Origin of the sequence: Natronococcus sp. CG52 (genome assembly GCF_023913515.1) — an archaeon.
GTDB lineage: Archaea > Halobacteriota > Halobacteria > Halobacteriales > Natrialbaceae > Natronococcus > Natronococcus zhouii.
This window is the reverse complement of the sequence record NZ_CP099391.1, coordinates 848864-868121: the sequence shown is the minus strand read 5'-3', so window position 1 is coordinate 868121 and position 19258 is coordinate 848864. Positions and strand designations below refer to the sequence as shown.

The window sequence follows — 19258 nt, the reverse complement described above, 5'->3', positions numbered from 1 at the left end:
ATTATATCTAATTACAGCCGTCCGGATAAGGGGCTGAGAACCAGCAGAGACTGTCGCTTCCATCGGATCGTGAGAGTATACCGCCGGCTGTAACTGTTGTAGGATTCGCCTGACGGTCGCGGCGGATGCCACTACACTGACTTCCAGCCGGCGGTATACCTGTGACCGACCGTTCATTTTTCGATCGAACTACCGGATGGCACCCGATTTCCGTCCGTTGTACCCCAAGAGAGAATTTCGAGACGAATACATGAGGAATCATATTTTCACTCCATCGTAGTAGTAAGTAATGACACTAGGCGCGGTCGTGACAATGTATTACGGTTTTGGCTGGCGTTCGTTCGAATATGCGGCGACGGAAGTATCTCGCTGCCGGGGGAAGCCTGGCCGCGACGCTTACGGGGAGTGTGGAAGCGATCAAACGGGGTCTCGCGAACCGGGTGAGAGACGTTCTCGAAAACGAGGAGAGGATCGAAGTTCGGATCCTCGAGACGAACGCCCCGGTCGAGGGCGGCGCGCTGCTCGAGGTGACCGTCGAACTCGAAAACACCGGCACGACGTCGGCACGACCGACGGTCGAGAGTTTCGTCGACGGGGATCGACGCGGCGGTCGCAGAACGACCGTTGACGCCGGCGAAACCGAGACGTTCGACCTCGGCGGCTATCGGACGTATCCGGTCGAACGAGACGATCGGGTAACGGTACGGGTCGAAACCGACGACGACGCGGACGAGCGGACGGTCGACGTACTCGCCGTCGACGGTCTCGATCCCGCGCAGACGACGCCGGACCGGGAGATCGCGGTTCAACCGGGGACGTCGGTTCTCTTCGAGGTCGAGTCCGACGCGCTCGGCGAGTACGGCGGCCGAACGCAGTGGTTCGTCGACGGCGAGTACGTCGGTTGGTCGATGGGGCCCTGGTACAGCGCGTACTACGGCCACCGGGGTGCCGATTACTGGCAACAGACGTTCGAGTCGCCGGGAACTCGCGAGATCGCCGCGGCCGTCGACGCCGACGACGAAACGCTCCGGACGGCGTGGACGATCGACGTGACGGAAACCGGCGTCGCAGCCCCGTCCCTCGACGCGCACCGTCCGGCCGACGACTCGCTCGAGGTGGTCCGCGGCGAACCGACCGAACTCGAACTGGACGTGAGCCATCCCGACGGCGCGCTCGAGCGCGTCGTCTGGTGGCTCGGTCACTCGGACACCGTACTGGAGACGACCGACGTCGGGGGAACCGAAGACACGGCGGCGATCGAACTCGAGGGAGGCTGTCACACCTGTCCGATCGTCGTCTGGGTGATCGGAGAGGACGGAGTCGTCGCGTCCGAGAATCCGTGGGTGATCGACGAGGTTCGCGACGAGCCCGACGACGTCCTGGACGTGACGATCACCGAGACGAACGATCCGGTCGACGCCGGCGAGGTCCTCGAGGTGACCGCGACGGTCGAAAACGCGACCGACTCCGAGCGAACGGGGGACGTGGACCTGATCGTCGGTCACGACCCGGAACTGGTCGACAGTCGGTCGATAACTGTCGACGGCGGCGACACCGAGATGGTCGAACTGGAGTTCACCACCGCGGACGTCAGGCGAACCCAGACGTTCCCCGCGCGAGTCGAAACCGAAGGCGGCGCCGACGAACGGACGGTCGAAGTGATCGGAATTGAGGACGTCGCGCTGGACGTGACGATCGTCGAGACCAACGCGCCGGTCCGGACGGGCGAGTTCCTCGAGGTCACCGCCGAACTCGAGAACGGCCGCGACTCGGAACTCCGTCGCGAGGCGCAACTCGTCGTCGGTCACGATCCGGACGTGGTCGATACGGCGGTCGTCTCGATCGAACCGGCCGCAACCGAGACGGTCACGATGGGGTACGAGACGGCGCTCGTTGGGACGGATCAGGAGTTCCCGGCGCGGGTCGAACTCGAGGGCGACGCGGACGAAGTTCCCGTCTTCGTCTACGTCGACGGGCCGCCGTTGTTGGTGACGATTTTGGAGACGAACGACCCGGTCACTACGGGGGATCTCCTCGAGGTGACCGCGGAGCTCGAGAACGACGCGGATTCGGCGACGACGCAGGAGATCGAACTCGTCGTCGGCCACGACCCTCAGCTCGTCGATTCCCGGTCGGTGACGGTCGACGGCGGCGAGGCCGAAACTGTCGGTCTCGAGTTCGAAACGGCGGTCGTCCGGCGAACCCAGGAGTTCCCCGTTCGCGTCGGGGGTGACGACGACGCGGCCGTCCGCGACGTCGAGGTGATCGGAACGGACGGCGCGGACGTGAACGTGACGATCACCGAGACGAACGATCCCGTCGCCGCAGGGGCGGTCCTCGAGGCAACGGCTGAAGTCGAGAACGCCGGTGCGGTCGCAGTCACGCAGGACCTCGAGTTCGTCGTCGGTCACGATCCGACGGTCGAAGATACCGATTCAGTACGGCTCGAGCCCGGGGAGGTCGAAACCGTCGAGATGAGTTTCGAGACGGCGTTCGTCGAGAACGACCAGGAGTTTCCGGTGCGGGTCGAGAGCGCCGTCGCCGGGGACGACCGAACGGTGTTGGTCCGCGGAACTACCGACGAGGAACTCGAGTTCGACTTCACCGACTGCACGCGGGCTGCAGTCGCCGGCGCGTTCGAGGAGGGCGACGGCATCTCCGTCGAAACGCTCTTCGTCGACTCGGCAGGCGTCGGCAACGCACACCCGGGGCTCACGGTCGGCGACGGAATCGACGCACCGTTTTCCGGGACAGTTCGCTTCGAGATCGGCGGGGAGAACCGGATTGCCGATCGAACCGACGACGAAGTCGCCGTCGAGCTGGCGGACGAAGGGTTCGGGTCGACCATCGGGTCGGTCATCGTCAACCTGTACGAACCGGACGAACTCCGCGAAAGCAATCCACAGGACTGCGTGGACGAACGTCGCCCCGACCGACCGACGATTACCCTGGAAGACGTAACAGATACCACCAGCGACGACTTTGAGGTCACGTTCGAGTACGAGAATCCGAACGCCCTCGAGATGCTGGGCGGCGAGTTCGTCGCGGGAACGACGGCGGACGAACCGCCTGCACTCGAGCCCGGGACCCACTCGTTCACCGTCGGGTGGACGCCCGAGACCGACGACGAGCGTCTCGTCTGGGTAGTCGACCTCGAGCGGTATCTCTACGACGACACGCTCCGGGCCGAAACGGACTCCGCCGGCGAATACCGTGACCCGGAACCGGAACTTTCGGTCGATATCCTCGAGGCGACCGACCCCGTCACCGCTGGCGACGCCCTCGAGGTGACGGTCGAGGCTGAAAACGTCGGCGACGCCGCGGCGTCCCAGGAGATCACACTCGACGTCGGTCCGAACCAGGCCGTCGACGCAGAACAGGTCGAACTCGCGGACGGGGACGGCGAAACCGTGACGCTAGCGTATCAGACCCGGTCCGGAGACGTCGGCGAACTCGACGTGACCGTGCGCAGCGAGGACGACGACGCGTCGGTCCAGGTCGCGGTACTCGATCCCGGTTCGGAGGAGGAACCGGCCGACGAGCCCCTCGAAGACGAACCGCCGGAAGAGCCTCCAGAAGAGGGGCCGTCCGAAGAGCCGGGTGAGGAACCACCAGCCGATCCACCCGAGGAGGATTCTGACGAAGATCCACCGGAAGAATTTCCCGAGGATACGCCGGAAGATCCTCCGGAGGGCCAACCGGAGGAGTCGCCGGAAGAACAACCGGAGGACACGTCGGAAGATCCACCCGAAGAGCCGCAAGAAGAGTCGTCGTCGCCGTAATTTTCGATCTCGACGAAGCCGAGCGAGTTTCGGATTCGCCGACGCCTTCCGTTCCGCGAAACGATTTCCGGCCTACTGGAACTCCGACTCGGAGAGCACGTCGTTCAGATCCTCGCGAATGCGCTCGCCCAGCTCCCGGTTCGGCGCCGTGGTGACGACCCGATTCTCCTGGACGCTCGAGCCGTCCCGGATGAGCATCCGAACGTTCCCGCCGTCGTCCGCTCGAGTCACCTTCGCGCGGAGTCCGGACTGGGATCCCTTTCCGCCCGCGTCGATCGGCCCGGGAATGACCTTCTTGACGTGGGGGTGATCGGCGACGGTGTGGATCGCTCGCATGCCGGTTCGCCCGCCGATGAGCGTCGTGTGGCTGCCGCCGATCTTCTCCGCCGGCGGGGTCTCGACCACCTCGAGCGCGCGGTTGCCCCGGCGCTCGAGCACCGTCTCGACGGGATCCTCGTCGTCGACGCGGTAGAAGGGGTAGTGGACGTCGGATCTGACCGCGCGAATCACCGCCCGCTCGCCGCTGGCGTAGACCTCCTCCGGACGCTTTCGGCGAATCTCGTCGCCGAGCAGGCCCGCGAAGTTCCGCAGTTCCACGACCTCGTTCTCGCCGTCCTCGGGAGTCGTGGTGATCGTCGTCTCGCCGATGACCGGATCGTCGACGTCGTCGCCGGCGAGCATCGTGATCGTCGCCCGGTCGCGTCCCGCCGCTAACACGATCGCCTCCGTGTTTTCTTCCCGGCAGACCAGACAGAAGTCGCCGGGTTTCTCGAGCGGCGAGGCGCAGTGGCGACACTCCATAGTCAGCGATTCGGCACACGGGTGTAAAACGGACGTGCTTTTCGACCGGCCGGATCTACAAGCGGAACGAGCCGAGGGGGTTCACGTCCGGTGCGGCTAGCTCGACGTTCCCGTCGCGTCCGCGAGTTTCGTTCCGCAGGCCTGACAGTACCGGGCGCCCGCCGAGACGACCGCCTCGCAGTTCGGGCAGGCGACCGCGGTCTCGTCGGCGATCTCGGTTTCGACGTCGGCGCCACAGGACGGACAGTACGCGGCGTCCTCGGCGACGTCGGCCCCGCAGTTCGGACAGCCCGTCGTCCGCTCCCAGAGCACCTGTCGGCGCGAGTTCGAAACGTAATTGTACGCCCCCCAGAGGACGTTTCCGATCCCCATCGTCCACCAGATCGTCAGGACCGCGACGAGGATGTGCGAGGCGACCGAGCCGAACTCCCGATCGATCATCACGACGCGATTTCGGCCCTCGTCTTCGATCTTCCAGCCCCGTTCGACGAGATCGTCGATCTCGCGTTGCAGACGTTTGCTTCGCATACTCGAGTGAAGTGCCCGAACGGAGAAAAAGCTGTCAGCGGCTGGCGGATCCAACAGTGCGGGAGCAGCGAACACCTCGGACGGACGGCCTCGAGTGTGTACGAGCCGAAGCTACGGAAATCGCTGATTATCCGTGTTGAATGATTCGGTTACTCGACAAAACAATTCACTTATATCGCGCGAATAATTCTTTGCAACTGTCGGACATCAGAGGGGGTAGGCAGGTCGGTGAGGGAGCAACCTATTGACACACCACTGCTCGACTGAGTCGTCTTCGATTCCTCTGACTCCGACGTTCTCGAACCGCCACATCCGAACGTTTGCACGCGAGTGTCGACGCCGTTCGGATAGCGGATCCGGAGCGCTGCTCGTCGACTCCAACACAGTTTGGGAGTAGACGTATTCTCGTCCGACCGTTAGCGAGGAGTGCGCAGGGCGCAACCCGCACTAAGAACTGCGCCATACACAGTGGTCGTCCCTGCCAACGCATCCTGCCTTCTACGCGGACAGCATCGGCGGCCCGAGAGCGTGCCGCTCGAAACCCGTAGTCTCGACCGTCGGGACTAGCCGAGATCCACCGGATCGACCTTGAGGTACTCCCGCGCCACGACCGTCGCGTACGATCCCTTCGGCAGGGCGAACGACAGGGTCAACGGCTCGTCCTCGAGTTCCAGATCGGTTCGAACGAGAATCGCCCGCCGGGTTCCAGTCGAGTGGAACTCCCCGGGGAGGTCGAAATCAGTCGGCGCGAGATCGAGGTCCTCGAGCACGGCGCGTTCGATCTTACCCTGCTCGCCGTCAGCCAGTTCCGTGTCGGTGCCGACCAGCGGCGCGGTCACGAACGCCCGTCCGCGCTCGCAGTGGCGCGTCACCGAGTCGACTCGGCGCTCGTCGACGCGCTGGAGTCGATCCGTATCGGGCAACTCGAGTCCCTCCGGAGCGTCGGCATCCGAAAAGCAGACGACGTCGCCGGCGACCGGACGGTCGAACGGCAGGCCGCGCTCGAGGCGTTCGCTCAGCATCCGGTTGAACGCGTACGACTGGGCGGCGTGGACGAACAGTCGCTGCAGATTCGAGGGGACGCGCTCGAGCGCGGCGCGGAAGTCCGCCGGTCCGGGTTCGCCCTCGCGCTCTGCCAGCGCGTGACACATCGATCGCTCGTAGCGCAGGCGGTTCGGGAACCGCTCGAGGGCCTCCTGCCAGTCGCGGGTCTCTTCGACGAACTCGCGGGCCGCCGGCGTCCCCTCCGGTTCCGCATCCGTCGGATTCCCCAGGTAGGCTATCACCGCACCCTCCCAGTCGCCGCGAGCGATCTCGATGCCCACCTTGTGCGTGACCGGGCGTCGGCTGCCGAAGCGCTGCTGGCCGAAGAAGTTGGGAACGCCGACGGACGTCACTTCGTCGCCGTTCGCGTCGCCTCGCCGCTCGAGGCCGCCGAACTGCGCGAGTTCGTCGGTGATCGCCGCGGCGTTCTCCGGCCGCTCGGCGTCGCCGACCGCGAGTTCGAACGCGTTGCCCGCGAGATCGCCGAACTCGAGGTTGCGCCCGGCCCGACCCAGGACCTCGAGATCGGCACCGTCGACGTCGGGCAGGTCCTCGGGATCCGCGCCGTAGACCGAGAACAACTGCGTCGTCACGGCGTACTTATCCTTCGTCCCGGCCCAGTTGACGCGCTCTCGCGAGAGGCCCAGCGCGTCCGACAGCCGGGAGGCGAAATCGTTCGTATCCCATCCGCGCAGAGTCGCCCGGAAGACGAGGTGAGGATAGGCGTCCGTCGGCGCGTCGACGGGCTCCGTCGCGAAACGCTCGAGTTCGCGCACCCGAAAGTGGTCGTCCTCCGCTCGCAACCGACCGCCGACGCCGTCGGTGTCGCTCACGTACTGTTCGATACCGACGGCCCGCTCCGTTGGATGGGCTGGACGCATGCTCGTTGCCGACCGTTAGATCGCCGGCGGTAAATCGGTTCGTTCTCGGCGCCGAACCCTCCGTTCGGATCGATCGCCGGCCGAAGCTGGACGACGAACAGTCAGACCGGAGCCGACCACTCGTGTCCGCAATCACCGCACTCGAAATCCGCCGTCACGACGCCGTCGCCGCTGTTCTTTTGGAGTAGTTCGCCGAACCCATCGTCGCATTCCGGACATCGAGCGTTCATTACCGGTTCCGGATACTCACTCGCTGGAAATCAAATCGTCCCCCCATTATTTTGGGCCACTGATGTGATTGATAGAAGTACTGACACTGAAATACTTCCGAACGGGTTCGCTGCGTCACTCCGCGACGTCCGCAACCAGTTCCCGCACGTACTCGAGTTCGTCTTCGAGTACCGTGTGGCCGACGCCCTCGTAGATCCGCTTCTCCACGTCGGCCTCGAGATCCGTGAACACGCGAGCGGTTTCTTCGACGCGACCGACCGGGATGTGCTGGTCCTGATCGCCGCAGCCGACGAACACTGGGGTGCCCTCCATCGAGCCGTCGTACTCTCGGGGCGTCCCCTCGGGACCGATCAGGCCGCCGCTCAGCGCGACGACGCCGCCGTACCGGTCGGCGTTCCGGGCGGCGTACTCGGTCGCGAGACAGCCGCCCTGCGAGAAGCCGAGCAGAATCGTCCGCTCGAGGGGCACGCTTCCGCCGTCTCCCGACGTGACGCTCTCGACGACGTCGCCGACGAGCGAGAGCGCCGACCCGAGATGGGGCTGGTTCGCCTCGAGATCTGCCAGAAACGAGTTCGGGTACCAGGTTCCGCGCTGGGCCTGGGGCGCGACGTACGCGACGTCCTCGCGTCCGACCTCGTTCGCGAGTCCGAGCATTTCGCGCGCTCTCGCCCCGCGGCCGTGGACGAGAATCATCGCCGCGGAGGCGTCCTCGAGGCCGGCTCCGGCGCGTTCGATCGACTGGTTCGCGTGCGGATCGTCGGTCATACCGTGGCGAACGCGCTCCAGCGGAAAAGACGTTGGTGAGCCGGCGAGGAAGGCGGCGGTCCCACTTTTTTGTGACGAAAAGCGGGAGCACGAGGGGTCACGAAGTGGTATTTCGGCGGTCAGAATAGCGAGAGATCGCCGGTGACCCGATCGACGCGGTCGTCCGCGGCCGGCCCGACTGCCAGCGCGGTGACGGTACCGGGCTCGAGTTGGGTGTGGCCGGCGTCGCGAACCACAGCGTTCGGGATCCCCTCGCTGTCGGCGATCGCCGAGAGTTCGTGGAGCTGGCGTTCGCTCTCGCCCTTGAGCACGACCTTCTTCTGGCCACCCTGCTTCCACTGGCTCCGTAACTGACTGTCGGCCTTTTCGTACGCTGACAGCGAGGCGTGTGCGACCTGTGCGGCGAGCTTTCCCTGTCCCATGCCGACGTCGGTGCGGGCGACGATGGCCTGTTTCATGGCGACACCGACGTGGTGCGCGTCTATAATCTCGGTGATCCGGTTCGAGCGGTTTTACGAACTTTTACGAACGGTCGACGCAACTGGCCGCGTAATGATCCTCTCCGACGCGGACATCCTCGAGCGACTCGAGGACGGCGACCTCGTCGTCGATCCGCTCGACGATCCGGAACTGCAGATCCAGCCAGCCAGCGTCGATCTCCGACTGGGACGTGAGTTCCTCGAGTTCCAGCGGACGAACATCCCTTGCATCCACCCGAACTCCGAGAACGAGGTCGACGAGTACGTCAGCGAAACGATCGTCGAGGAGGGAGACGACTTCATCCTCCATCCCGGCGATTTCGTGCTCGGGACGACCTACGAGCGCGTCGAGATCCCCGCGGACCTGATCGCCCACGTCGAGGGCCGCTCCTCGCTGGGCCGCCTCGCCGTCGTCGTCCACGCCACGGCGGGCCTGTGCGATCCGGGCTATCGCGGCCAGATCACGCTCGAACTCTCGAACCTGGGGTCGGCACCCGTCGCACTGACGCCCGGGATGCGCATCTCGCAGCTCACCTTCACGGAGCTCAAGACCGAAGCCGAGCGCCCCTACGGCAACGACCGCGGCTCGAAGTACCAGGACCAGGACGGCCCGCAGGCGTCGCGGATCCAGAGCGACGACGAGTTCGGCGGCGATCAGCTCTCGCGCGAGGACTGACAGCGGAACCGGCCGGAACGGGATAGACGGGCCGTGTTCCGAAACGTCTCGTTACACGCGACTCGAGATCCAGATACCGAAGAGCAACCCGACCGCCGCGCCCATCGCGACCGCGGAACTCAGATCGAACTCCAGGAGCACGGTTGTGACGGCGGCGCCGATCGCGAAGCCGATGCTGAAGCCGGCGAACCCGCCGGTCAGACGCCGGTGACGGGGCGGGGCCTCCTCGGAGAGCCCGGTGGCGACGCTGGCTACTGCGATCGCTCCGGCCAGCGCACCGACGGGGAGACCGACGAGCAGTGAGACGCCGATCACGTAATGAGCGAGTTCGGCGACGGCGATGCCGACGATGAGAAACGTCGCGACGCCGGAGCCGAGTACGAGTCCGATAAATCGATCGGTCATCAGTTTCGCGTACCTTTCGCCGACACGCGTATAAATCGTGTGTCGTGTCGTCGGCCCGAGCGCTCGAGAAACCTGCGAGCCGAGTACGCCTAACCATCGCACTAGGGCAGTCACCGCGGCCGATTCGTGTGCCTTCGAACCGGCGCCGATTTGTGCGCTCGAGTGCTAACTTATAGCATGAATTCGCGAGTCCTCGTCCCGTTCGACCACTCCCCCCAGTCGGATCGTGCGCTCGAGTACGCACTGGAGTCCTTCCCGGACGCGGAGGTCACCGTTCTGCACGTGATCGACCCCTCCAGCTACTGGTACGGAAATACGGACGGCTACATCTACGCGGACGAAATCGACGTGTGGTCCAGAAGGCGAGGGAGAGAGCTTCTCGAGAGCGCTCGAGAGACGGCAGCCGAGTACGGACGCGACGTCCTGACGGAACTGAAGATGGGAGCTCCCGCACGAACGATCAACGAGTACGCGAAGACACACGAGGTCGACCACGTCGTGGTCGGAAGCCACGGCCGAAGCGGCGTGAGTCGGGTCCTCCTCGGGAGTATTGCCGAGACCGTCGCCCGACGGTCACCCGTTCCGGTGACGATCGTTCGGTGAGCTCATCGATCGCGATCCGGTTTCGGCCGCGCGATAACCGAGGGCACCGATTCGGCCGCCGGTCCGCGGTGAGCGCGCCATCGCAGGACCCACAAGTTATTCCCTCAGCGTTCGTACCCCCACTCGAGAGATGAAATTCGTCGAAGAGATCGTGGTCGATGAGTTCCTGCCGACGCTCCGTTCGTTGCTCGCCGGCGAACTCCGCGAACGGGGTCTCACGCAGAGCGAAGTTGCCACGGTGCTTGGAATCAGTCAGAGCGCCGTCTCGAAGTACGCCCACGGTGACGTGACGATCAACGACCGCGTCGCCGAGGAGGAGCGCGTTACCGCCCTCGTCGACGAACTCGGCGACGGCCTCGCGAGCGGCGACATGACGCCCGTCCAAGCTCTGATCGAGATCGAAGTGTTGATCCGAGAGCTCGAGACCGGCGGCGACCTGCTCGCCCGGCTCCACGAGGAAGCAGTTCCGGAACTCGCCGACCACGGCTCGAGCTTTCGCGTCCACGATCCGGAGGGCGAACTCCGGACCAGCGAGCGCGTGCTCTCGTCGCTCCGGCACGGCCTTCGCCTGCTCGAGAACGCGAGCGGCTTCGCCACGCTGATTCCGGCGGTCGGATCGAACCTGGTCGCCTGCACGCCCGACGCGGCGGACGTCGACGACGTCGCCGGCGTTCCCGGCCGGATCTTCGACGTCAAGGGGAAGACGACCGTTCCGAGCACCCCCGAGTTCGGCGTCTCCGAACACGTCGCCACGGTGTTGCTCTCGGCGCGCCGTCACGGCGCGGACGCGTCGGCGGCGATCAACGTCAGGTACGATCCCGAACTGCTGGGGGAGCTGGCCGAGCAGGGACACGTCACGGCCGAGTTCGACGAGTCCGACGACGTCGCCTCGAGCGTCGGCGCGGCGATCGACGAACAGCCCGACGCGACCGTGCTCTACCAGACCGGCGGGGTGGGGATCGAACCTCTGATCTACGTGCTGGGACCTGACGCGGAGGCGGTCGCGGATACGATTCGAGCGCTACTCTGAGACGTGGTATCTATGACCGACGAAACGGCCCAGGAGTTCTACGGCCGCTGGGCGCGCCTCTACGACCTGATCGCCCGCCGAACGCCCGGCATCCCGTCGCTTCGCCGTCGGGCGGCCGCCGCCTGCCGACTCGAGCGCGGCGACACCGTCGTCGAGATGGGCTGTGGGACGGGCGCGAATCTTCCCTTCCTCCGCGAGCGAGTCGGTCCCGACGGGACCGTTGTCGGGATCGATTTCACCGGGCCGGTGCTCGATCGCGCCCGCGAGCTAACGGCCGAGTACGACAACGTCCACGTCGTGCGGGGTGATGCGACCCGGCCACCCGTCGACGAAGACGTCGACGCGATCCTCGCGACGTTCGTCGTCGGGATGCTCGAGGATCCCGCGGGTGCGGTCGACGACTGGTGCGACCTCGTCGGCTCCGGCGGTCACGTCGTCCTCGCGAACGCAGCCCGGAGCGACGCGTGGTACGCCCCGCCGGTCAACGCCGTCTTCCGGGCGATCGTCGTCCTCTCGACGCCGCCGACGACGAAACTCCGGTACGCGGACGAGCCGCATCTCCGGCTCGATCGGAAGATCGATACCGCACACACCCGCCTCCGAGAGCGGTCGGCGGCGATCGCAGACGAGACGCACGTCTTCGGCGTCGTTAGACTGACGGGTGGCCGGATCGCGTAGGGAGAAGCGGTCGCTGTCAGCTGCGACTACGCCGACGCTTCGAGTCCCTCGTACTCGCGGATGCGCTCTCGAATCGGCTCCGGGATCGGCGTCGGATCCTGCTTCTCGGGATCGACGTGGACGATCGTCGTCTCCGCCGTGGCGACGACCGCGCCGTCGACCCGGAACTCGTGAGCCGTGGTACAACTCGACCTCCCGAGCTCGGTGACCGTGAGCGAGACGGTCGGGTCGTCACCGAACTCGATCGACTGCAGGTAAGTGATTTCGAGGTTCGCGATGACGGACGTGAACTCCTCGTCACCGCTCTCGAGGACGGACTCGATGTAGGCGATCCGGACTCTCTCGAGGTAGCTCGCGTAAACGCCGTTGTTAACGTGTCCCATCGGATCGAGGTCGCGATAGCGAACGGGGACCTCGACGGTGAATGCGTCGCTCATATCTCTTCTCGAACCGAGTCTCGTTGAAGTACACACCGGTTTCCGGCGGGATTCTGTGATTGGTCGACCGGCTCCGTCTAGAAATCAGTGATCCGTATTGGCGAACGAAGACGTAGCTCGAGAAACAAATAGAAGCCCTTACAGACCGCCCGTGAGTACTGAACGTAATGAATTCGACTTCCGACGCGGATGCGACGCTCCAGCGACGGGTACGTCAGCAGGAAGTCGTCGCCGAACTCAGTCAGCAAGCACTCGAGGCGGACGATCTCGATCAGTTGCTACACGACGCCGTGACCGCCGTCGCCGCGACGCTCGACACCGAACGCGCGGAGCTTCTCGAGTTCGATGGCGACGACCTCCGCCTCAGATACGGCGTCGGATGGCGCGACGGGCTCGTCGGATCGGCGACGGTGCCGGTCGATCCGGACTCGCAGATCGGAGCGACGCTGTGCTCCGACGATCCGATCGTCGACAGCGGACTCCGAGCGGCGGGCCGGTCTTCCGGGCTCGAGGCGCTCACCGATCGCGATATCGACAGCGGAATCAGCGCCGCCGTCGGCCCGTCCGATAACGCGTGGGGCGTACTGGGAGCGCACACGACGACGAACCGCGAGTTCACACAACAGGACGCCGACTTCGTCAGGTGCGTCGCCGACGTTCTCGCGACGGCGATCGAAAACCGACGGGAGCGGTACGAACTCGAGGCGGTGCACGGGCGCATCTCGGACGCGTTCTTCGCGCTCAACGAGAACTGGGAGTTCGTCTACCTCAACGACCGCGCTCACGAGTTGATCAACCCGGAGAACCGAAAGCTGGTCGGCACGAACGTCTGGAACGCCTTTTCGAAGGCGGTCGATCGGGAGTTTAAACCGACCTACGAGCACGCGATGGAGGACCAGGAGACCGTCTCGTTCGAGGAGTACTATCCGGAGCCGCTCGACAGCTGGTTCGAAGTGCGCGCCTACCCCTCCGAGACCGGTCTCTCCGTCTACTTCCGGGACGTCACCGAGCGCAAGGAGCGCGAGCGAGAACTCGAGAAGGCTCGACGTCGGTACCGGACGTTCGTCGAGTACTTCCCCAACGGTGCCGTCGCCCTCGTCGACGAGGACCTCCGCTACGTCACCTTCGGCGGCACGCCGGAGGGAGACGCGGACGTAACGAGAGCTGATCTCGAGGGTGAACCTCTTCGCGAGGCGCTGCCGCCGGAGGTCGAGGCCGTCGTCGCCCCGCACTACGAGGCCGCTCTCGACGGCGAAACCGCCACGTTCGAGCGCACGATCGACGACAGGGTCTACCAGTTCCACTTCGTCCCAGTTCGCGACGACGGCGGCGATATCTTCGCCGCCATGGGCATGTCCCAGGACATCACCGAGCGAGTCGAGGCCCAGCGCAGGCTCGAGGAGTCCGAGCAGCGCTACCGCACCCTCGTCGAGCACTTCCCGAACGGGATCGTCACCCTGTTCGATCACGATCTCGAGTACACGCTGGCAGCGGGCCAGGCGTTCGAGGAACTGCCGGTCGACCCGGACGATCTCGAGGGGAATCAGCTACAGGATGCCTGGCCGGACGAGATCGCCGAGGCACTCGAGCCCGCGTTCGAGGCCGCACTGAACGGCGAGGTACAGTCGGTCGAACTCGAATACGCCGACTCGGAGTGGATCGTCCACGCGCTGCCGATCACCGACGAGCGCGGCGACGTGTTCGCCGGGATGACGATGGCCCAGGACGTCACCGAGCAGAAGGAACGCGAGCGGTACCTGCGCGACGCCAAATCCCAGCTCGAGGCCGCAACCGAGGCCGGTGCGGTCGGGACCTGGGAGTGGCAGATTCCCGAGGACCGGTTCGTCACCGGGGCCTCCTTCGCCCGGACCTTCGGTGTCGATCCGGAGGACGCACGGGAGGGCGTTCCGATCGAACGGCTGCTCTCGTCGATCCACGCGGTCGATCGGGACCGCGTGAAGGCGAGGATCGAGGAGGCCGTCGAAACCTGCGGCGAGTACGAGTCCGAGTATCGCGTCTGGAACGCCGACGACGAACTCGAGTGGGTGGCCGCCCGCGGCCACGTCGAGTGCGACGAAGACGGGAATCCCGACACGTTCCCCGGTGCACTCACCGACATTACGGAGCGCAAACGAGCCGAGATCGAAGCGGAGAAGCAGACGAAGCAACTCGAGACGCTGGTTCAGGTGCTGCCCGTGGGCGTCGTCGTCGCGAACGCGGACGGATCGCTGCGCAGGGCGAACGACACCGCGAAGGAGATCTGGGGCGGGAACGTCTTCGACGCGGAGTCCGTCGAGGAGTACGAAAAGTATTCCGCGGTGTGGGCGGACTCGGGCGAGCCGGTCGAACCCGAAGAGTGGACGATGTCCCAGGTGATTCGAGGCGAGGCGGTCACTGACCCCAACGTGTACGAGATCACCACGTTCGACGACGAGCGACGGATCATCATGGAGCACGGAATGCCGGTCAGAGACGCACGCGGTGAGGTGAGCCGCGCCGTCGTGACGCTCACCGACATCACCGAGCGCAAGGAGTACCAGCGAAAGCTCAAGGAGTCGAACGAGCGCCTCGAGCAGTTCGCCTACGCCGCCTCTCACGATCTCCAGGAGCCGCTCCGGATGGTCTCGAGCTACCTCCAGTTGATCGAGCGCCGGTACGCCGACGACCTCGACGAGGACGGCGAGGAGTTCATCGAGTTCGCCGTCGACGGCGCCGAACGGATGAGCGAGATGATCGACGGCCTGCTCGAGTACTCCCGCGTCGAAGCGCAGGGCGATCCGTTCGACACCGTGGACCTGGACGCCGTGCTCGACGACGTGCTCGTGGACCTGCAGCTTCGAATCGACGAAAGCGACGCCGAGATCGCGACCGACCCGCTTCCGCACGTCGAGGGCGACGCCGAACAGTTGCGGCAGGTGTTCCAGAACCTGCTCGACAACGCGATCGAGTACAGCGGCGACGAGCCGCCTCGAATCCGCGTCGAGACCGAACGTCTCGGCTCGGGGTGGCGGGTGTCGGTCCGCGACGAGGGTATCGGTATCGACACCGACGATCAGGGGCGCGTCTTCGAGGTGTTCCAGCGGCTCCACGGTCAGGACGAGGGGAGCGGAACGGGGATCGGCCTCGCACTCTGCCAGCGGATCGTCGAGCGTCACGACGGCGAGATCCGGGTCGAGTCCGAGCCCGGCGAGGGGGCGACGTTCTCGTTTACGCTGCCCGAGGCGACCGAGAAGTAGTAGATTACGACCTGACGTATCGTCGTGCGTGTTCGGCACAGAACTCCGGCTCGCGAAGCTGTGCCGCGATCAGGTCCTCGTGGTAGTGAGCGTTGAAGAGCCGACACCCCTCTCGATCGCAGAAGCTCTCGCCCGTCTCGAGGAAGTCGTACGCCTGCAGGACGTACCCCTTCAGGGCGTCGGTCGTCCGCGGGTCGTTCTCGACGAGGAACTCGCCCTCGACGCGATTCTCGAGCACCTCCCGCGGCGGCGCGTCGCCCGAGAGCAGCGAGTGGCGCTGTTTCTCCTCGTAGTACTCCTCGGGTTTGGCGGGCGCCTCGTAGAGCCCCGGCACCGAGAGCAGCGCCGGCTGCCCGAGGACGCTTACTCGCTTGTGCCAGCGGCCGTCGTGCTCGCCCCAGGTGCCGATCGCCCGGTCCAGCATCGCCACGTGGAGGGTCTCGAGTCCGCGTTCCTCGGCCGGAAGCGCGCCGTTAAGCGCCCGCTGTACCTGCCCGCCGTCGTAGAGTACTCCGCCCTCTCGTTCGGGGTTCTCGAGAGCGCGTTCCTCGTACCGGATGGTCCCCAGCATGGTGTTGCCGGTGTCGCGGTCGTACGGCGAGGAAACCCGCGCCTCGGCGAACCGTTCGGCGAGCTCGTCGGACCGGTGCATCTCGAGAAACCGGTCGCGAACTGTGATCGCCGCGTCGACGCGCGCCTCGTGCCAATTAGCGACCTCCTCCGCGTCAGCGACCGTCGTCGGTACCCGATAGAGCGCAATCTGATCGACCATGTACTACCTAGTCGTACCACGGAGTGAATTCGTTACGGTCCGGTGGGCGACGACCGATTTATGAACTCGAACATCCTCCTCTCCGGGAAACATGTTCCCGCCACCGTTCTCGAGCGAATCGATCCTCTCGGACGACGTGAATCCCCTTACGCAGGCGTACCACGACGTCGTCATCTACGGCGACGCCGACGCGGACGACGCGCTCTACGAGGGGCCGGTCGTCGTTCACGCGAACGGGTGGCTCGAACTCGAGGGGAACCGGCTCCTCTCGCCCAGTGCGGTCCACCACGTCGACGTTTACGACGACGAATCGGACGAACTCGGATCGGAGCCTACGGGGGGCGATACCGACGGATCCGGTGACGGCGACGACGACCGTCGAACCGGTCGGTTCAGCCCGCGGTAGCCGGTCTCGAGTTCGCCCGCGGACGAAACGCCGTCACACTCAGTCGTCCAGAAACGCCGGCCCCGCGATAGCTTCGTCCTCCGCCTCTCGCCAGGAGTGGGCGGGCTCCCAGCCCAGTTCCTCGCGAGCCTTCGCGGTCGAAAACGCCGACTCCTCGCCCTCGAGGTCGCAGTCCCCGGGCAGGTCGCCGAAGACCGCTTCGATCGTCTCCGCCGTGGGTCGACCGAGGTAGTTCTCCGCGGCGACGGCGAGGTACGCCTCGTGGCCCGCGGTGTCGGCCTCGAGCGCGGCCTCAACGAGCGAGACGACGTCCCTGACGTCGACGTACGACCAGAAGTTCCCGCTCGGCTCCGCCGTTTCGGGGTCGAACGTCTCGCGGACGCGAGCGAGCTGCTGACTGCCGGGGTAGCTCACCCAGGACGGACGGATCGACGTCACCGAGACGTCGAACGCGCGGACGGTTCGCTCGGCGATCACCTCGCCGACGAGCTTCGAGGTCCCGTACGGATCCTCCGGCCGCTTCGGATGGGCCTCGTCGATCGGCAGGTAGTCGGGAAGGAACGGCTCCGCCGCGAAGGGCATCCCGTAGGTGCTCTCGCTCGAGGTCCAGATGACGTCGGCTCCCGCTCGGCCGGCGGCCTCGAGGACGTGGTACGTGCTCAGCGCGTTCGTCTCGAACGTCTCGCCGCCCGAGCGGATTCCCATCGCGGGAATCCCCGCGCAGTGGACGACGGCGTCGGGGCCGGCGCGCTGAATTACCTCCCAGGCCCGCCCCTGATCGGTGAGGTCCGCCGCGAGAAAGGTGGCGTTCTCGCACTCGCCGGGCGGGCGCTCGAGGTCGACGCCGAGGACGTCGTGGCCATCGTTCGCGAAGTGATCGACGATCCAGCTCCCGATCCCGCCGGTCGCACCGGTAACGACGAGGTTCATACTCGAGTCGTCCCGGTCGGCGGCGAAAATAGTGTGGATTTCGCGGTTAGTCGTCGGCCGGCGCGGCCCGCGAGGTCAGCTCGACGGGGTCGGCGTCGACCTCGAGTTCGTCGAGCGCTTCCTGGGCGGCGCGCTTGCCGGAGACGAGCATGGCGCCGAAGGTCGGACCCATGCGCGGCAGGCCGTAGGTCGTCGCGGTCGCCATCCCGGTGGCGATCAGGCCCTCGTGGACGAGGCCGGTGTGTTCGACGACGGCGTCCTCGGACTTGCCGACCCACATCGAGTCGTGACCGGGCGAGTCGTGGCCGGGAGCGCCGTAGCTGTCGTCGCCGGTCCGGTCCATTCCCGTCGCGTTGGCCTCGGCGTCGCCGATGCCCGGCGCGTCGAGCACGCCGCGCTCGTCGAGTTTCTTGACCGCCATCGCGTCGTGGCCCGTCGCGTCGATGACCAGGTCGGCCTCGACGGCGATCGGGTCCACACACGTAATTTCGCGCGGCAGGGCGTGGACCGGCGTCCAGTTCATGACGATGCCGCCGACACGATGGTTTTCGCGGATGACGATGTCGGTGAACTCGGTCATGTTCTGCATCTTCGCGCCGGCGTCGCAGGCGGCCTTGATCAGCCCGGAACAGGCCTCGGGACCGTTGGCGACGTACAGATCCTCGCTGTCCTGTGATTCCTTGTAGGAGACGTCGAGTTCGTCGAGCACCTTCTGGGCCGGGTCTCGAACGGTGACCTTGTTCATCAGGAAGCCGCCGAGCCAGAAGCCGCCGCCGAGGTAGTTGTTCTTCTCGACGACCATCGTCTTCACGCCGCGCTCGGAGAGCTCTTTCGCGGCCGTCAGTCCCGAGGGGCCGCCGCCGACGATGATGACGTCCGAGTCCGAGAAGTCCATGAACTCCTCGGTCCACTCCTGTCCGATCGCACGCGTTACGTCCGCTTCACCGACGTCGCTGAACTGTTCGAATTCGCTCATACAACTAGGTGGTAACAGTCGGTAGTGAAAAGTGTGTCGTGATGAGCGACCGGAGTGACACCGTTTTCGACGGATCGATGTCGAACCGCCAGCGGTCGTTCCCGAACGCTCAAGGCTCACCCCCGCAAATAGCGGGACAGATGCACCGTCGCGCATTTTTGGCAGTCACCGCCCTGCTGCCGATCTCCGGCTGTCTCGAGTACTTTACGGACAACAGCGAGGAGATCACCGAGCCCGCCGACGTCGAGATCGTCTGGGACGACCTCGTGCGCGACGATCCGGGAACCGAGGACGAACGCGTCTACGTCTGGGGCGTCGTCAGAAACGCGGGCAATCGGACCCTCTCCTACATCGAGATCCGCGCGACCTTCTTCGACGAGGAGGGCGAGGAACTCGAGAGCGTCATCGAGAACGTCGAGGAGGACGTCAGTTCCGGGGAGGAGTGGCCGTTCGACGTCGAGTTCCCGCACTTCGGTGAACGGGCGGCCGAGGTCGAGAGCTACGAACTCGAGCCGGCGACCGGTCTCTGATCTCTGAGACCTCCCGGGTAGATCCGAACCGACAGATGCACACCGCTCGCTTGCGAGAAGGCAACTGC

Annotated in this window: 18 protein-coding genes; 8 read left to right on the top strand and 10 right to left on the bottom strand. The window is 65.5% G+C overall.

Features of this window, described 5'->3' with window-relative positions; all coding sequences use genetic code 11:
* Positions 1–347 precede the first annotated feature (347 nt).
* A complete protein-coding gene (locus NED97_RS04500) occupies positions 348–3782 on the top strand; it encodes a hypothetical protein (RefSeq protein WP_252489529.1) in 3435 nt (1144 codons plus the stop codon).
* A 72-nt stretch (positions 3783–3854) separates the two neighbouring features.
* On the opposite strand, the gene NED97_RS04495 is transcribed toward NED97_RS04500, so the two are convergent.
* From NED97_RS04495 to pth2, 5 genes are all read right to left on the bottom strand, one after another.
* Complete coding sequence (locus NED97_RS04495) at positions 3855–4583, bottom strand: DUF2103 domain-containing protein (protein ID WP_252489528.1); 729 nt, start codon at positions 4581–4583, stop codon at positions 3855–3857.
* A 96-nt stretch (positions 4584–4679) separates the two neighbouring features.
* The gene (locus NED97_RS04490) at positions 4680–5111 is read right to left on the bottom strand and encodes a zinc ribbon domain-containing protein (protein WP_252489527.1); all 432 of its coding nucleotides are present in this window, start codon (positions 5109–5111) and stop codon (positions 4680–4682) included.
* Positions 5112–5674: 563 nt separating this feature from the next.
* Positions 5675–7036 carry a tRNA pseudouridine(13) synthase TruD gene (gene truD / locus NED97_RS04485; protein WP_252489526.1) on the bottom strand — a complete coding sequence of 454 codons (1362 nt, stop codon included), beginning with the start codon at positions 7034–7036 and terminating at the stop codon, positions 5675–5677.
* Positions 7037–7381: 345 nt separating this feature from the next.
* A complete protein-coding gene (locus NED97_RS04480) occupies positions 7382–8032 on the bottom strand; it encodes an alpha/beta hydrolase (protein ID WP_252489525.1) in 651 nt (216 codons plus the stop codon).
* Between the two features lie 119 nt (positions 8033–8151).
* The gene (gene pth2 / locus NED97_RS04475) at positions 8152–8490 is read right to left on the bottom strand and encodes a peptidyl-tRNA hydrolase Pth2 (RefSeq protein ID WP_252489524.1); all 339 of its coding nucleotides are present in this window, start codon (positions 8488–8490) and stop codon (positions 8152–8154) included.
* A gap of 94 nt (positions 8491–8584) precedes the next feature.
* Between pth2 and dcd the strand changes: the two genes are divergently transcribed.
* Positions 8585–9187, top strand: coding sequence for a dCTP deaminase (dcd, locus tag NED97_RS04470; protein ID WP_252489523.1), 603 nt, complete (start codon positions 8585–8587; stop codon positions 9185–9187).
* A gap of 51 nt (positions 9188–9238) precedes the next feature.
* Here the strand turns inward: dcd and NED97_RS04465 are convergent, their stop codons facing one another.
* A complete protein-coding gene (locus tag NED97_RS04465; protein ID WP_252489522.1) occupies positions 9239–9592 on the bottom strand; it encodes a hypothetical protein in 354 nt (117 codons plus the stop codon).
* Positions 9593–9769: 177 nt separating this feature from the next.
* On the opposite strand from NED97_RS04465, the gene NED97_RS04460 reads away from it, so the two are divergent.
* The 3 genes from NED97_RS04460 (at position 9770) to NED97_RS04450 (ending at position 11903) form a co-directional block, all read left to right on the top strand.
* Entirely contained in the window at positions 9770–10195 is a 426-nt protein-coding gene (locus NED97_RS04460; RefSeq protein ID WP_252489521.1) for a universal stress protein, read from the top strand.
* Positions 10196–10325: 130 nt separating this feature from the next.
* Complete coding sequence (locus NED97_RS04455) at positions 10326–11225, top strand: thiamine-phosphate synthase family protein (RefSeq protein WP_252489520.1); 900 nt, start codon at positions 10326–10328, stop codon at positions 11223–11225.
* A gap of 12 nt (positions 11226–11237) precedes the next feature.
* On the top strand, positions 11238–11903 hold the full coding sequence (locus NED97_RS04450; protein ID WP_252489519.1) for a class I SAM-dependent methyltransferase: 666 nt from the start codon (positions 11238–11240) through the stop codon (positions 11901–11903).
* A 26-nt stretch (positions 11904–11929) separates the two neighbouring features.
* On the opposite strand, the gene NED97_RS04445 is transcribed toward NED97_RS04450, so the two are convergent.
* Positions 11930–12340, bottom strand: coding sequence for an acyl-CoA thioesterase (locus tag NED97_RS04445; RefSeq protein WP_252489518.1), 411 nt, complete (start codon positions 12338–12340; stop codon positions 11930–11932).
* A gap of 167 nt (positions 12341–12507) precedes the next feature.
* Between NED97_RS04445 and NED97_RS04440 the strand changes: the two genes are divergently transcribed.
* On the top strand, positions 12508–15576 hold the full coding sequence (locus NED97_RS04440; RefSeq protein ID WP_252489517.1) for a PAS domain-containing protein: 3069 nt from the start codon (positions 12508–12510) through the stop codon (positions 15574–15576).
* A gap of 4 nt (positions 15577–15580) precedes the next feature.
* Here the strand turns inward: NED97_RS04440 and NED97_RS04435 are convergent, their stop codons facing one another.
* On the bottom strand, positions 15581–16348 hold the full coding sequence (locus NED97_RS04435) for a DUF7001 family protein (RefSeq protein WP_252489516.1): 768 nt from the start codon (positions 16346–16348) through the stop codon (positions 15581–15583).
* Between the two features lie 91 nt (positions 16349–16439).
* Between NED97_RS04435 and NED97_RS04430 the strand changes: the two genes are divergently transcribed.
* Entirely contained in the window at positions 16440–16754 is a 315-nt protein-coding gene (locus tag NED97_RS04430; protein WP_252489515.1) for a hypothetical protein, read from the top strand.
* 39 nt (positions 16755–16793) lie between these two features.
* On the opposite strand, the gene NED97_RS04425 is transcribed toward NED97_RS04430, so the two are convergent.
* Complete coding sequence (locus NED97_RS04425; protein ID WP_252489514.1) at positions 16794–17684, bottom strand: NAD-dependent epimerase/dehydratase family protein; 891 nt, start codon at positions 17682–17684, stop codon at positions 16794–16796.
* 46 nt (positions 17685–17730) lie between these two features.
* Positions 17731–18660, bottom strand: coding sequence for a sulfide-dependent adenosine diphosphate thiazole synthase (locus NED97_RS04420; protein WP_252489513.1), 930 nt, complete (start codon positions 18658–18660; stop codon positions 17731–17733).
* Between the two features lie 140 nt (positions 18661–18800).
* Between NED97_RS04420 and NED97_RS04415 the strand changes: the two genes are divergently transcribed.
* On the top strand, positions 18801–19190 hold the full coding sequence (locus NED97_RS04415) for an FxLYD domain-containing protein (protein ID WP_252489512.1): 390 nt from the start codon (positions 18801–18803) through the stop codon (positions 19188–19190).
* Positions 19191–19258: the final 68 nt, after the last annotated feature.

Bases quoted from the DNA above. Each gene is read 5' to 3' on its own strand.
- NED97_RS04500 (WP_252489529.1), top strand. From the start codon at position 348: ATGCGGCGACGGAAGTATCTCGCTGCCGGGGGAAGCCTGGCCGCGACG.
- NED97_RS04495 (WP_252489528.1), bottom strand. From the start codon at position 4,583: ATGGAGTGTCGCCACTGCGCCTCGCCGCTCGAGAAACCCGGCGACTTC.
- NED97_RS04490 (WP_252489527.1), bottom strand. From the start codon at position 5,111: ATGCGAAGCAAACGTCTGCAACGCGAGATCGACGATCTCGTCGAACGG.
- truD (WP_252489526.1), bottom strand. From the start codon at position 7,036: ATGCGTCCAGCCCATCCAACGGAGCGGGCCGTCGGTATCGAACAGTAC.
- NED97_RS04480 (WP_252489525.1), bottom strand. From the start codon at position 8,032: ATGACCGACGATCCGCACGCGAACCAGTCGATCGAACGCGCCGGAGCC.
- pth2 (WP_252489524.1), bottom strand. From the start codon at position 8,490: ATGAAACAGGCCATCGTCGCCCGCACCGACGTCGGCATGGGACAGGGA.
- dcd (WP_252489523.1), top strand. From the start codon at position 8,585: ATGATCCTCTCCGACGCGGACATCCTCGAGCGACTCGAGGACGGCGAC.
- NED97_RS04465 (WP_252489522.1), bottom strand. From the start codon at position 9,592: ATGACCGATCGATTTATCGGACTCGTACTCGGCTCCGGCGTCGCGACG.
- NED97_RS04460 (WP_252489521.1), top strand. From the start codon at position 9,770: ATGAATTCGCGAGTCCTCGTCCCGTTCGACCACTCCCCCCAGTCGGAT.
- NED97_RS04455 (WP_252489520.1), top strand. From the start codon at position 10,326: ATGAAATTCGTCGAAGAGATCGTGGTCGATGAGTTCCTGCCGACGCTC.
- NED97_RS04450 (WP_252489519.1), top strand. From the start codon at position 11,238: ATGACCGACGAAACGGCCCAGGAGTTCTACGGCCGCTGGGCGCGCCTC.
- NED97_RS04445 (WP_252489518.1), bottom strand. From the start codon at position 12,340: ATGAGCGACGCATTCACCGTCGAGGTCCCCGTTCGCTATCGCGACCTC.
- NED97_RS04440 (WP_252489517.1), top strand. From the start codon at position 12,508: ATGAATTCGACTTCCGACGCGGATGCGACGCTCCAGCGACGGGTACGT.
- NED97_RS04435 (WP_252489516.1), bottom strand. From the start codon at position 16,348: ATGGTCGATCAGATTGCGCTCTATCGGGTACCGACGACGGTCGCTGAC.
- NED97_RS04430 (WP_252489515.1), top strand. From the start codon at position 16,440: ATGTTCCCGCCACCGTTCTCGAGCGAATCGATCCTCTCGGACGACGTG.
- NED97_RS04425 (WP_252489514.1), bottom strand. From the start codon at position 17,684: ATGAACCTCGTCGTTACCGGTGCGACCGGCGGGATCGGGAGCTGGATC.
- NED97_RS04420 (WP_252489513.1), bottom strand. From the start codon at position 18,660: ATGAGCGAATTCGAACAGTTCAGCGACGTCGGTGAAGCGGACGTAACG.
- NED97_RS04415 (WP_252489512.1), top strand. From the start codon at position 18,801: ATGCACCGTCGCGCATTTTTGGCAGTCACCGCCCTGCTGCCGATCTCC.